The organism is Pseudomonas sp. LG1E9, from assembly GCF_003290225.1.
GTDB classification, from domain to species: domain Bacteria; phylum Pseudomonadota; class Gammaproteobacteria; order Pseudomonadales; family Pseudomonadaceae; genus Aquipseudomonas; species Aquipseudomonas cyclaminis.
On the sequence record NZ_CP029983.1, the window covers coordinates 3,161,673 to 3,175,593 of the forward strand.

The window sequence follows — 13,921 nt, forward strand, 5'->3', positions numbered from 1 at the left end:
GCAGCGGCGATAACCATTAGAACGTCAGGGGGCGGTGTGGAGCATCTGTTCAAATCAACGCTGGTGCTGTGCTGCTTGACGCTGGGGGCCATGGTCCACCCCGCGTTGGCGGAGGACGCAGCACCGGCACGCAAAGTGGACGTCAACGAGTACTTCGTGCGCGGCAATACCGTGCTCGATGCGGCCACTATCGAGGAGGCGGTGTACCCGTTCCTGGGCCCGCAAAAGACCCTCGACGATATCGAAGGCGCCCGTGAGGCGCTGCAGAAGATCTACCAGGCACGCGGTTACCAGTCGGTGTTTGTGGAACTGCCGGAGCAGAAGGTCGATGACGGCATCGTCTACCTGCAAGTCAGCGAAACCAAGGTCGGCCGGGTGCGGGTGGTGGGTGCCAAGCACTACTCGCCGGTGGAAATCCGCGAGCAAGTGCCGGGCCTGGAGGAGGGCGCGGTGCCGGACTTTGCCAGCGTGCAAACCCAGTTGGCCGGGCTCAACCGCAGTGCCGGGCGCCAGGTTACGCCGCTGGTACGCGAAGGCCAGCGCCCCGGCACCATGGATGTGGATTTGCAGGTGGAAGACCAGAACCCCTGGCACGCCAGTATCGGCCTGAACAACGACTACAGCGCCGACACCGAGAAGCTGCGCTCGGTCGCGACCCTGGGCTATGACAACCTGTGGCAACTGGGCCACAGCATTTCCCTGACGTACTTCACCGCGCCCCAGGACACCGACAACGCCAAGGTCTGGTCGGGCTCGTACAGCGCGCCGCTGGATGAGCGCTGGACCTTGCAGTTTTCCGGTTACCAGTCCGACAGCAACATCGCCACGATCGGTGGCAGCAACGTGCTCGGCAAGGGCCATTCCTATGGGGTGTCGGCGATCTACAACCTGCCAGCCGCCGGCAATTGGGCCAATTCCTTCTCGTTTGGTATCGACTTCAAAGACTTCGACGAGCAGATGAAATTCGGTTCCAGCAGCGACCAGGTGCCGCTCAAGTACGCGCCGTTCACCCTGGGCTACAACGGCTATCGCTACACCGAGCAATCCCAGTTGGGCCTGGGCTTGAACCTGGTGGTGGGCACCCGCGCCTTCTTTGGCTACGGCAGCGACGCCGAAGAATTCGACTACAAACGCTACAAGGCCAGCGCCAGTTTCGCCGTGCTCAAGGGCGACCTGAATTACAGCTACACCTTCGCCAACGACTGGCAGTCGGCGTCCAAGGCCGGTTTCCAATTGGCCTCGGGGCCGCTGGTGTCCAACGAGCAGTACTCGGCCGGCGGCGCCACTTCGGTGCGCGGCTACCTGGCGGCGGAGCGCACCGGGGACGAGGGCTTGCTGCTGTCCCAGGAGCTGCGCACGCCGTCCCTGGCCAAGTTCCTCGGCAGTTATGTGCAGGAGTGGCGCTTCTATGCGTTCGCCGAAGGTGCGCGCCTGCGCCTGCACGACCCGCTGCCCGAGCAAGAAGACGAATACAGCCTGGCCAGTGTCGGCCTGGGCACCCGCGCCAGTTTGAGCAAATGGTTGTCCGGCAGCCTGGATTGGGGCTACCCGCTGCTCGATGGACCGAACACCCAGAAACAGGATTCGCGACTGCACTTCAGTGTGCAGGCGACGTTCTGACTTTTTCTTCCGGAGACTTCACCCATGCAACGCCTATTTCTGAGCCTGTTGATCTGCCTGGGCTTCGCGCTCCCGGCCACCGCCCACGCCTGGTGGCAGGACGATTGGCACTACCGCAAACAGATTTCGGTAGACACCACCGCCCAAGGCGCCGCGATCAACCAGGCCTTGGGTCGCACCGCGCTGCTGGTGCGCCTGCACACCGGCAATTTCACCTTTGACGGGGTCAAGGACGACGGCAGCGATCTGCGCTTTGTGAGTGCCGATGACAAGACCGTGTTCAATCACCAGATCGAGAGCTTTGATCCGTTGATGGGCATGGCGCTGATCTGGGTCGATGTGCCCAAGGTCGAAGGTGGCCAACGCCAGGATTTGTGGATGTACTACGGTAACCAGAAGGCCCCGGCCACTGCTAACGGCCAGCTGGCATTTGACCCCAATTACACCGCGCTCTATCACTTTGACGGCGCCAATGCGACGCCGCCACGGGACACCACCGCCTACGCCAATACCGCGTTGAACGCCACTGGTGCGAGCATCGACGGCGTGATCGGTCGCGCCTTGCAGTTCGGCGGCCAGCCGCTGATGTTGCCGGCCAGCCCGTCGCTGCAACATGCCGCAGGTGGTGCGTTTACCTTCAGTGCCTGGTTGCGCCTGGATCAGGCCAGTGGCGAGCAAATCGTCCTGGCCCGCCGCGACGGCGCCCACAGCCTGTTGTTGGGCTTGAATCAGGGTATGCCGTTTGTGGACATCGACGGCCAGCGCGCCGTCTCGACCCAGCCGCTGAACCCCGGCCAATGGCAGCACCTGGCGTTCACCGCCGAGGGTGAAAAAGTCGCGCTGTATGTGAACGGCCGCGAAACCGCCAGCCTTGCCGTGGCCATGCCGGCGTTCAACACGTCGTTGGCGGTGGGCGCCGACCTGCCGGAAGCGGGCAGCACGCACTTGCCGTTCGCCGGGGCCATGGATGAGCTGCGCCTGTCCAAAGTGGCGCGCCCGGCTGCGCTGTTGCTGGCCGATGCCAGTGCCCAGGGCGCCGAGTCGAAACTGGTGGCTTACGGAGTGGATGAAGAACAGTCCGGCATGGGCTTTGGCAGCCTGGGCTTTTTGCTCAACGCCGTGCCGGTGGATGCCTGGGTGATCATCCTGGTGCTGGTGGCGATGATGTTCCAGTCGTGGGTCATCATGCTGCGCAAGAACCGCCAGGTCAGCCGCGTGAGCAGTGCCAACGAGGTGTTTCGCGAGCACTTCGCGCAGATCGGCACACGCTTGGAGATGTACGCCGACGACGCGCCACTGGGTGAGCGCCTGACCCATTCCTCGCTGTGGCGCCTGTACCTGGTGGCGGTCAAGGAGATCCGCACGCGCCGCGCCCAGGGCGCCGATACCTCGTCGGTGTCGGCGGCGACCATCGAAGCGATCCGCTGCTCCATGGATGGCGTGCGCACCCGCGAGAACCAGGCACTCAGTTCCAAACTCTCGACCCTCTCCAACGCCATTGCCGGCGGCCCGTACATCGGCCTGCTCGGCACGGTGCTGGGGATCATGGTGGTGTTCCTCGGCACGGCCATGGCCGGTGACGTCAACATCAACGCGATTGCCCCCGGCATGGCGGCCGCCTTGCTGGCCACGGCCATGGGCCTGTTCGTCGCGATCCCGGCGCTGTTTGGCTACAACCGCCTGATCACGCGCAACAAGGAAGTCAGCGCCGACATGCGCGTGTTTGTCGACGAGTTCATCACCCGCCTGGCGGAGATGCACGGCGAGAGCCAGCACAGTGAAACCGCGCACCGCCGCGAGCATCACGCGTCGGTTCCGGCCTGAGGAGAATTGCCATGGCTTCCGTAAATACCTCCCACGACGATGACGATGATGCGGCCGTCGACAGTATCAACATCACGCCGCTGGTGGACGTGCTGATGGTGGTGCTGGTGATGTTCATCCTCACCGCTACGGCCCAGGTCTCGGGCATCCAGATCCATCTGCCCAAGGCCAGTGCGTCGGTGTCGTTGTCGGAGGCCAAGACCAAGGCCATCTCCGTCAACGACGGCGGCCAGGTGTTCCTCGATGCCTACCCGGTGACCCTCGGCGAATTGGAAGAACGCCTGCGCATCGAGAAAGCGCTGAACCCGGATTTCCCGGTGATCGTGCGCGGCGACGCCATGGTGCAGTACCAGAAGGTGATCGAGGTGCTCGACTTGCTGCGCCGGCTGGAGCTGTCCCAGGTCGGGCTGGTCACCGGCAAACCGAGCCAGGGCTGAGTCATGACCGCACAGATCCCGATCTCGTCGTTGCCGGTCAAGAAAACGCCACCGCTGCGCCCGCTGAAGTGGGGCGCTGGCCTGCTGCTGGCGGCCGTGGCGGCCTGGTTTTTATGGCAGTGGGCCAATGACATGAGTGGCGTACGCCGTGAAGCGCCGAAGGTGCCGACGATTATTCCGTTGCCGCCACCGCCGCCACCGCCCCCGGAAAAGCCCAAGGAACCCGAGCCTCAGGTGGAAGAGAAAGTACCGGAACCGGTGCCCACTCCCGAGCCGGAAGAGGTCAAGCCAGCCGAAGAAGCACCACCGTCACCGGCCGATGATTTGGCCAACCCGATGCAGATCGATGGCGATGCCCAGTCGGGCAACGACGGTTTCAACATCGGTGCAGGCAAGGGCGGCGGCATGGCCGGTTCCGGCGGCGGTGGCCTTGGCGCGGGTACTTACAAGCAGTACCTGGCCGGGGTGTTTCAACGCTTGCTGCGCGAAGACCCGGAGTTACGCAAAAAGGCTTACACGGTGCAGGCGGACTTGTGGCTGAACGCCGAAGGCGAGGTCACCCGTGCGCAGTTGGCCAAGTCCAGCGGGGATGCGGACACCGACGCTCAGGTCCTGGCCGCCTTGCGTGCGCCCCATGCCACACAACGGGTGCCGGCCTCGGTGACGATGCCGGTACGCCTGTCCCTTAAGGGCCGACGCCCGGATTGAACGAATTCTTTTTCAACGGTTTTTTACAGGAGTTGCGTACACATGATTTCCCCCGTGAATCGACTGACCCTGGCGGTTGGCATGGTCATCGCGACCCTGGTCGGCCAGGCGGCGGCAGCCCCGGTTGCCCCTTCGGAAAACGTCACCATCAACCTGATCCGCCTGCTGGTGCAGCAGGGCGTGCTGACCCAGGACACCGCCAACGGCTTGATTGCCCAGGCCGAAAAGGAAGCCTTGCAGGCACGCCAGGCCAATGCGGCGCCGGTGGTTGCCAGCGGCCCGGCCGCAGCGCCGGGCGATGTGCGCGTGCAGTACGTGCCGCAAGCGGTACGTGACCAGATCCGCGATCAGGTGAAGGCTGAAGTCATGGCCACCGCCAAGCAGGAAAACTGGGCGCAACCCAACACCTTCCCGGACTGGGTGTCACGGGTGAGTTTTGATGGCGATATCCGTCTGCGCGACGAGTCGCGGTACTTTTCGGGAAAGAACGACGACACCATCACCGACTACGCCAAGCTCAACGATTCGGGCCCGTATGACGTCAACCCCGGCACCAATACGCGGTTCCCGCCGTTGCTCAACACCCGCGAGGACCGCGAAAACCTGTTCCGCCTGCGCGCCCGCCTGGGCATGAAAGCGGTGATTTCGCCGGAATGGACCGCCGGTATTCGCCTGGGTACCGGTTCGGACAACAACCCGGTGTCCACCACCCAGACCCTGGGCGGTGGGTTCGGCAAGAAAGACATCTGGCTCGACCAGGGTTACCTGAGCTGGAAAGCCTCTGACGCGGTGACACTGACCGGCGGGCGCATCGGCAACCCGTTTTATTCCACCGACATGATGTATTCCAACGACCTCAACTTCGATGGCGTGGCGGCGATTTTCAATCACAGCCTCAACAGCGAGTGGGGCCTGTTCGGCACCCTTGGCGCGTTCCCGGTCGAGTACACCTCCGACACTGCCAGCAGCAACGGTGTGGACAAGCAAGACAGCGACACCAAATGGTTGTTTGGCGGGCAGATTGGTGCGGACTGGAAGATCAACCGCAGCAACAAACTCAAGCTTGCCGCTGCCTACTACCAGTTCCAGGACATCGAAGGCGAGCGTTCCAGCCCTTGCGAACCGTGGAAAGGTCAGCCCGGCTGCGACACAGACGGCTCGCGCGTGGCCTTCATGCAAAAGGGCAACAGCGTGTTCAACCTGCGCAACATTACGCCCAACCCGGCCACCCCAGGCCTCACGCCGGAGCCGCAATACGTCGGCCTGGCCTCCAAATTCAACGTGCTGGACCTCAACGCCGTCTGGGACAGCGAGTTGCCCAGTGACTTGAAGCTGCGCAGCCAGGGCAACTTCATTCACAACCTGGCCTACGACAAGGGCGAAATGCTCAAGCGCAGCGAAGGCCAGATCGTCAACAACCTCAACAGCGACGGCCAGTTTGAAAGTGGCGGCAATGCCTTGATGGTCTCGTTCACCCTGGGCAGCGCGCTGGAGATGCGCAAGCGTGGCGACTGGAACGTGCTGGCCGGCTACAAGTACATCCAGCCTGACGCCTTGCCTGACGGCTTCAATGACTCCTCGTTTCACCTGGGCGGCACCAACGCCAAGGGTTACTTCATTGGCGCCAACTACGGCATCGAAAAGAACATCTACGCCAGCGCACGTTGGTTGAGCGCGTCCGAGGTGTATGGCCAGCCGTTTGAAGTGGATGTGATGCAACTGGAACTCAACACGCGCTTTTGATGCGCACGGAGATGCCACATGAACACGCGAATCTGCGGGCTGCTGTTGTTGTTTGTCGCCAGCGGCGCTTGCGCCGAAGGCATGGAGGAGCGCCTGCGTACCCAACTGCGCAGCACCACCCAGCAATTGCAGGCGTTGCAAAGCGAACAGGCCCAGGCCAGTGCCGCACGCATCGCTGCTGAAACCCAGGCCAGGCAGGCCCAGGCACAGATCAAGCAATTGACCGCCGAGCTGGAAAAGGCCCGTGGCGTGGCCGAGCAACTGGCCGGCCAGCAACAAAACCTGCACAGCCAGGCGCAAGCCCAGGTGAATGCGAGCAACGAGCAGATCGGCAAGTTCAAGAAGGCCTATGACGAGTTGCTGGTGCTGGCCAAGGGCAAGGAGGCCGAGCGCGCCCGTTTGCAGGCGCAATTGGGCGAGCGTGACACACAAGTGCAGCAATGTTCAGTCAAGAATCAACAGATGTACGGCGTGGCCCAGCAGTTGCTCACCGCCTACGAAAAAATCGATGTGGCCCAGGTGATGAGTATCCGCCAGCCCTTCGCCAGCAGCACGCGGGTCAAGTTCGAAGAACTGGCCCAGGGTTTTGGCGACGATTTGTACAAGAGCCGTTTTGATGCGCCCCAGGCGGGCGTCACCCACTGATCGACAAGGAAGAACAGACCATGAGCGAATTGATCACCAGCGTTAGCGTCCAGAGCCTCACCGAGCTGTTGCAGGAAGCCGGTTACCGGGTCAACCAGAGCGAGCAAAATGGCATCGTGCAGTTGCTCAGCGCCAGCCAGGGCATCGGTTTTGCCGTGCGCTTCGGCAACCCGACGGCCGAACAGGGCAGCTATGTGGACTTCACGTACAGCTGCGCGTTGCGGGTCCAGGGCGAGTTGCCTGAAGGCCTGGCCCAGGTGTGGAACGCCTCGCGCCGCTTTGCGCGGTTGTCGGTGCAGGGTGAATTCCTGTTGATGGAAATGGACGTGGTGGTGGCCGGCGTCGGCGCCACGCACCTGCGCAGTCAGTTGGAACTGTGGGACCGTCTGTTGCAGGAATTCATTGTTTATCTGCGTGAGTACAGCCAGCACGCGGCGCAGTTGCAGGCCGCAGCGGTTGGGGAAGAGGCGCCTGTCCTGTGAAAAAGCCGACACTGATGGTCGGCGCGGGTGCGCTGGCCGTGCTGGTGGTGGCTGTGGCGTTGAGCCTGCGACCCGGTAGCGACCCGGTGGCGGCGCAACAACCGGCGCCGGTGATCAACCCGGCGTCAACCGGGCCGGCGGTGGCGCGCCTGGGTAACCAGCAGATCGACCTGGCGGAACTGAAAAACGTGCTCGCCAGCCTGCCGGCCGAATCCCGTGAGCAATTGCGCGGCAATCGCGGCGCCCTGGAAACCTGGATTCGCTCGCGCCTGGCGCAAAAAGCCGTGCTCGAACAGGCCGACGCCCAGGGCTGGCGCCAGCGCCCGGAGGTGGAGCAACAGACCCGTGCCGCCACCGAGCAAATCGTGTTTCGCGACTACATGCTGTCGGTCAGCCAAGTCCCGGCCGATTACCCCAACGCTGCCGAGTTGCAACAGGCCTACGACAGCGGCAAGGCGCAATGGGTGACGCCGCCGTTGTACCGGGTGAGCCAGATTTTCCTCGCGGTAACCGAGCCGCAAGCCCTCGACGCCGTGCGCCGTCAGGCCCAGGAGTTGAGCCGCAAGGCCCAGGCCGCACCGGGAGATTTCGCAGCCTTGGCCACGCAGTTTTCCCAGGACCCGGACAGCGCCGCGCGCGGAGGTGATTCGGGGATGCAGCCGTTGCAGCAACTGGTGCCGCAAGTGCGCGAGACGGTGTTGCGACTCAAGGTCGGTGCAGTGTCGGACGTGGTGCAGAGCCCGGCGGGGTTCCATGTGCTCAAGTTGATCGGTCAACAACCGGCGCGTACGGCAACCCTTGATGAATTGCGTGAACGCTTGACCCAGGCCTTGCGTGCCCAGCGTCAGGAGCAGATCGCCAAGGCCTACCTGGAGGGCATGCTCAACACCGCGACCTTGAGCATCGACGGTACCGAGCTGAACAAAGTGTTGGAGTAACGCGCGTCAACCCGCATTGGATGCATAGACCAACAAGACAGGGAGTCTCCTATGGCATTACTGGAACCGTCCAACCTTCAGGGCCCTGCCGCCTATCGCGCAGTGGCCGAGCCGCGTAGCCATTGGCTGGCCCTGGCCCATGAAATCGACCCGCAGGTGGCGCGCTACTTCCTGGTAAGTGCGCGCTGCGGCTGCTTCATGCAGGCCGCGCGCAGCCTGAATATCAAGGCGACGCTGCTGCGCAAGCGCCTGGCGCAGCTGGAAGCACACCTGTGCCATTCGTTGTTCAGCTATCAGGGCAACGGCCTGGTGCTGAGTCGCGACGGCCAGCAATTACAAGCGCAACTGATCGCCCTGGCCCATGAGCGGCGCCTGCCGGTGGTGGAACAGCCGCTGATCCGCGTGGCGGTGGCCGAGCCGATCCTGCATGACATCCTCGGCCGCGATCTGATCGCCTTGCTGCGCCGCAACGCCAGCGTGCGCCTGGAAATCATCTCCATCGACAGCCAATTGTCCCTGCAAGCGGTGGACGTGGATGTGGTGGTGTGGCTGGCGGACAGCGACAGCCCGGTGCCCGGCCCGGGCTTTGTCACCGAACCGCCAAGGGCCCTGGCGCGCCTGCACTATTTGCCGCACATCGCCAAGCGCTACTCGCGGCTGACCACACGCCCGGACAGCGTGGAAGACCTGGCTGACTACATGCTGGTGCAATGGCAACCCGACGCCCAGGTTGACGTCTTGCAGCCATGGAACCAGGTGGTGGAGCAGCGCCTGGCCGCCGTGGTGCAGGTGCATGCCTATTCATTGATGCTGGAGATGATCCGCTGCGGTGCGTGTATCGGTTTGCTGCCGCACTACATGAGCAGCTTCGACCGCGGGCTGGTGGCGTTACCGGGTTTGTTGGCCGAAAGCATGCAGCGCCAGGTGTGGCTGGCGGTGAATGCCCAGGTGAGCCACCCCGAGGCGGTGCAGATGATTGTGGCGTTGATCGTCAGCACGTTCGAGGGGCGGCGGGAGTGGTTTGATTAGCGTTGCAACAGGTGGCGCTAGCCTGCGCGGGCAGCAACCGTCAGCGTATCGAGGTATTCCAGTTGGGTTTTACCGCCCTCCACCTTGTAGGTGAAGACAGGATATGCCTTGCCGTCGAATTCATTGCTCGCTCGGTTAATGGTGTTCTGGAACTGTGGCTTGGCGGCCTCCCAGGTTTGACCGTTTGATCCATAAAAGACCAGGCCGACCAGGGCATCGGGTGGCACGCCAACCGTCTGGATTTCGCTGTTTTCCAGTGCACTGTCGGGGTGCTCGCTCTGTTGGTTTTGCAGGTCGCGCAATAGACTTTTCATGCTTTCACGGGCTTTCTCCTTGCCCAGGTAATGCGTGTCGGCCTGTATGTTTCCAGAGAAGGCGTCTTTTTCATGTATGGCGGTGATGTTGTCATGGAGTTTTTCCGGCATGGCCAATATTGCCATGTTTCGCGGCAGGGCTCCGGCGTTGTCACCCATTTTGTAGTAGTTGGGCAATAAGTCCGCTTGAGCCAGGCTCCATTTGCGCAGGCCACCGTGTCCTCGGTTTGTGTCGCCTTGTGCACGAATGCTTTCAAGGTTCTCCTGGGTATTGTGAAACTCCAGGTGCGCATTCCTGAGCTGCAGAGTTCTTATCAGTAAACCGCCCGTTTGGAAGGCTTCAACAATGGTGCGATAGGGCTTTCCATCCAGTTCACCGGGCACTGTTGCCTCTGTGGATGGCAGATGGTTGTCATTCAGAGCGGTTATTGCAGGGTTGGCGGGCAAGTTTGCAGCATCGTCCGCCAGCCGTGGTGGGGGGACGCGAGTTGGTTTAGGTGCTCGTCGTGTACTTGTATGAAGCACTAACGATGCGAGGTTTAGCAGCAGATCCGCCAGGGCAGGTTCCTTGTTGCTGTTTTTCTCATCGGCCAGGGTGTTGAGATCGCCGAGGATGCCTTGAGTCTGCAACGCCAAGCCGATAAGGGCTGCTGGCCCGCGAAGGGCCGGCAGTAAGGCGTTGAGTAACAGGAAGCTGCCCTCTTTCAGGGTCGCCCAACGACTTTGCGAATCAGAGACCGTCTGGCGCTCGGCCAACGACGTCAGTGCCTTGGCATTGGCGTCGTACAGATGGTTCAGCAACTGCCCGGTTTGCAGTTTCGTCGCGAGATTGTCGACGGTATCGCCCTCCGTAGCCAGAGTGGGGGCCGCAGGCGTGGACAGTACCGAGAAGTCATCGAGTATCAACCTGTTCCGCGGTAGATGGGGTTCTCTGAAACCATCGTTCTGATAGATTTTTCGGGTCGCGTCATCAGGCAGCCAGGCAATGATGTCGTCTTGAAACGGCTGTGATCGACGCAGATCCTCCATCAACGCCTGGCGCGAAGGAAACGCCATTAAGGGCTCATCCGCTATTAAGGGGCGATAGAGAATATGCGGGCCGACTGCGCTGTCCTTGGGTTCGATCAGGTACATGTTCTCGACCACATCGGGCTTCGCACCGGGCTCGCGTACAAATGCCAATGGGCGCAGCGTGATCTCGTTGCCATTCACGTATTTACGCCCCGGTGTGGGATCAAGTATTGCCTGGAGGTAGCGGAACCCCATGGCGTTGTCGAAGCCCTCTGCGCCTTTGGCAGTCAGTTCCAGGGCCTTCATCTTCAGTTCAATCGGTACTTGTTCCGCGAAGCGCTGTTGGCGCTCGGTTTTTTTGGCGGGGTCATCAAGCAATTCGAGTTTCAGCCGCTCGGGGTAGTTTTTGCCCACGTCGATCTTTTGCACCAGTTCAATGAGGGCGCCTGGCGCTTCCAGCCGGGGGACCTTCGCCTTCGTCTGTTTGTGACGCACTTCTATGCGGCCGCCGGGCAGCCCGGCAAGGTTCTGCATGAAGACGTCGCAGAGGGACATGGTTGTGGTCTGCACGGCCCCGAACCCGAATCCGGCGCCTGTGCCGCCATACGGCGTGTGAAAGACCACTTCCACTTCATCGAGGTCATACGCAATAGGGCGCGGTGACTGCGCGTTCAATTGGTCCTGGGTATAACTGCGGATATCGGGGATACCCCCGTTATAGGTCTGTTCTTTATGGCGGTGCATATAGCTCGCCAGTTCCAGGACAAGGTCGTGCAAAATGAAACGATTGGCGTCGCAGGTACTTCCTATCCAATCGGACACCTTGTTCCGGGATGGATCTGGTTGCTGCGGGCTCAGCAGTGTTGGGGTCGTGTTCACTGCATCTGCGTTGCGCAAATTGATGACAATGGTTGCCTGCATATAGAACGCATCAGCGTCGACCTTGGTCAGGGTGGTGCTGAACGTTTCGGTGGGGTGTTGAGCTTTGAGGGTTTCGTCCCATGCCTGTTTGGCGCGAGCCAGGGAAGCATACTCAGTCACCTTGCCGCTCGGTTCGCACGCCAGGACGATTGTGCGCCCCGCGATCTTGCGTTCGATGACCAGGCTGGGAGTTGGACAATTCAAGGTGTCTGGGTCGGTACTTTTAGCGCTGGCAAAGCTGTGTACGGTCACCTCGGAGTTATCCGCGAGTTTGGGGCGTGTCAGGCCATGGGGGAAGTTCACGGCCAGCTCCAGGGTTTTGCGTTGCTCGTCATCCAGCCCAGGGTGTTTCAGGCTGGCCAGGCGCAGGTTGCTGCGCACCAGATCGCGCAGCATCGACCGTCGATCCCCAGCGAAAAGGGGGGTGATATTCACTGCAGAATCGGCGTCAGACCCTGGCACCGGTTCACTGAATGGCGGCTGGCTCCAATAGTTGAGCCGGGCTGTCTGAAGCGTCTCGTCCAGCTTGTCCGGCAACTGGCTCACCACCACCTGGAGCGCAGGTTTATCGATGGCAAGCGCTGTGCCCGCAGGGTTGCCGGTGCGTGCCAACACATCAGCCCGGGTGTCGACAAATTTGCCGTCGCTGCTGAAAACTGGCGCGTCAGCACCGGCGATATGGTTCATTGCCAGATCCATCAGGCGTGTTTCCAGGAATTGACCGGGATTGGCCGTGTCGGGGGCGACGAAGGCCAACTGCTGAACATCCACGTCCAGCGAGGGGGATGACTTGCTGATAGCGTCCTTGAGTAAACCGGCTACCACCGTCTGCATGTTCGGTTCCCCTGCAAAGAGGCTCTGGACGATGCTGTTCACTGGCCCACCGGGCGGCGGTGCCTGTATAGCCGCGTTGGGCTGGAACGGTGACTCAGGCGTTGGCAAACTTGGGGAGGGCAATTCTTCCCTACGCGCCAAGCGCTGTTTAGCTACCTGTTGGCGTTCGCATACAGTAAGGGAGAGGGCGTCGTTCGCAGGGTTGTTTTTGAGCAGGGCGGGGAAACCATCGCGGATGAGTCCTGCGTTTTGTTCGAGCCAATGCGGTGAGTCGAAATGCTCGCGGACGCCGTAAAAATCCAGGACGCCCAGCATGGGGTAGCTCTCGTGTACGTAGTTGTAGTTTCCCAACATCTGCGTATCACTACCCCTTATCTCGCGGGCCGTTTTCAAAATGTCAGATTGAACGGCCGCCCACTGTGGATGTTCAACGGGGAATTGAGCCCATTTGGCGCGGTCGACTGTGCCCGTTGCCTGGAAAAGCAAATTCCCCTTTATATCGATCAATACAGTTTTTGGATCTATATTGCTTGCTTGCATGAACCTCTTGAACGCGTTGCTGGAGAGGGCCTCTTTATAGGCTTGCACTGCCTGCACGTAGGATGAGTCTTCGGGAATGTCGAAGACTCCCATTTGAGCAACGTCGTTTTTGGGGCCTGCGGCTTGGGCTGTCACCCATCTGCTGACTTCGCGAGCAAGGGCCCGGTCGCCTTTCTCGACACGTTCCGAGGCTGGCGGCAGGTGGCTTGCGTCTGCTATGCCTGCGGTCTGGTAGTAGGTTGCCATGGCGATGGCGTGCTCTGTTTCGACGAGTGCCTGCCGTACGCGTGTGGCTTGTGGCGTGAGTGGACCGTCGAAGGGCCTCAGGGCCTTGAATTTCGCTTCTTTCTGTAAGTCACGGATGCAATCGAGCTGCCCCCCTGCGTCGACCTCTCGACCTTCGCCATAGAAGTTGCGTACCACGTCAATGGAGGCGCTGTGTTCGCCGGTGTACTGGAAGGTTTCAAGTCCATCCGGCGCCACTTCTTTTGCTGCGGCTGCAACTGCGGCGGATGCATGTGTCCAGCCAGGCGTATGGCGCGAGAAGGAATGAATTTTGCCGTTGATGCTGCATTCCATCACGTTTGAGTCGGGGAACCACCTCAGGCTGGACATATCGATGTTGTGGGTTTGGGCAAAACTTGCAAACGGCTCTTCTTTGAGTGCCTGCGTGAGGCGTCCCCAGGCTTGGCCGAAGGTGGAAAACGGTGGAATGTTTGTGACGGTGGGTGGCAGATCCCCCTTTTTACGGACAACGTTCTTCGCTCTTTCCCGTAACATCAATGCGGCGCAATACTGGCTTGCCATCTCGACGTCGCTATCCGTCACAAGCTCTTTGCTATTTTCCAGGATGTGTTGAAAGCGTGTACCCGTAG

General features: G+C 61.2%; 10 protein-coding genes. 9 read left to right on the plus strand and 1 reads right to left on the minus strand.

Translation table 11 applies throughout. The features are described from left to right. Positions 1–36 precede the first annotated feature (36 nt). The 9 genes from DNK50_RS14890 to DNK50_RS14930 are packed head-to-tail and all read left to right on the plus strand — an operon-like array spanning position 37 to position 9,426. Positions 37–1,620, plus strand: coding sequence for a ShlB/FhaC/HecB family hemolysin secretion/activation protein (locus tag DNK50_RS14890; protein WP_112194822.1), 1,584 nt, complete (start codon positions 37–39; stop codon positions 1,618–1,620). Between the two features lie 24 nt (positions 1,621–1,644). Then, positions 1,645–3,444, plus strand: coding sequence for a DUF2341 domain-containing protein (locus tag DNK50_RS14895; RefSeq protein WP_099584174.1), 1,800 nt, complete (start codon positions 1,645–1,647; stop codon positions 3,442–3,444). 11 nt (positions 3,445–3,455) lie between these two features. Beyond that, the gene (locus DNK50_RS14900; protein ID WP_016980095.1) at positions 3,456–3,881 is read left to right on the plus strand and encodes a biopolymer transporter ExbD; all 426 of its coding nucleotides are present in this window, start codon (positions 3,456–3,458) and stop codon (positions 3,879–3,881) included. A gap of 3 nt (positions 3,882–3,884) precedes the next feature. After that, complete coding sequence (locus tag DNK50_RS14905) at positions 3,885–4,589, plus strand: energy transducer TonB (protein WP_112194824.1); 705 nt, start codon at positions 3,885–3,887, stop codon at positions 4,587–4,589. Between the two features lie 42 nt (positions 4,590–4,631). Then, positions 4,632–6,332: a putative porin gene (locus tag DNK50_RS14910; RefSeq protein WP_112194826.1), complete on the plus strand. Its 1,701-nt coding sequence runs from the start codon at positions 4,632–4,634 to the stop codon at positions 6,330–6,332. 18 nt (positions 6,333–6,350) lie between these two features. Further along, positions 6,351–6,977, plus strand: a complete 627-nt coding sequence (locus DNK50_RS14915) for a DNA repair protein (protein ID WP_099584177.1) — start codon at positions 6,351–6,353, stop codon at positions 6,975–6,977. A 20-nt stretch (positions 6,978–6,997) separates the two neighbouring features. Then, positions 6,998–7,459, plus strand: a complete 462-nt coding sequence (locus DNK50_RS14920) for a YbjN domain-containing protein (RefSeq protein ID WP_099584178.1) — start codon at positions 6,998–7,000, stop codon at positions 7,457–7,459. Further along, positions 7,456–8,397 (plus strand): peptidylprolyl isomerase, encoded by a 942-nt coding sequence (locus DNK50_RS14925; protein WP_112194828.1) that lies wholly within the window; start codon positions 7,456–7,458, stop codon positions 8,395–8,397. Before DNK50_RS14920 ends, DNK50_RS14925 begins: the two co-directional genes overlap by 4 nt. A 51-nt stretch (positions 8,398–8,448) precedes the next feature. Next, the gene (locus DNK50_RS14930; protein ID WP_099584180.1) at positions 8,449–9,426 is read left to right on the plus strand and encodes a LysR family transcriptional regulator; all 978 of its coding nucleotides are present in this window, start codon (positions 8,449–8,451) and stop codon (positions 9,424–9,426) included. Positions 9,427–9,443: 17 nt separating this feature from the next. On the opposite strand, the gene DNK50_RS14935 is transcribed toward DNK50_RS14930, so the two are convergent. Next, a complete protein-coding gene (locus DNK50_RS14935) occupies positions 9,444–13,874 on the minus strand; it encodes a DUF6543 domain-containing protein (protein WP_112194830.1) in 4,431 nt (1,476 codons plus the stop codon). Between the last annotated feature and the right edge of the window lie 47 nt (positions 13,875–13,921).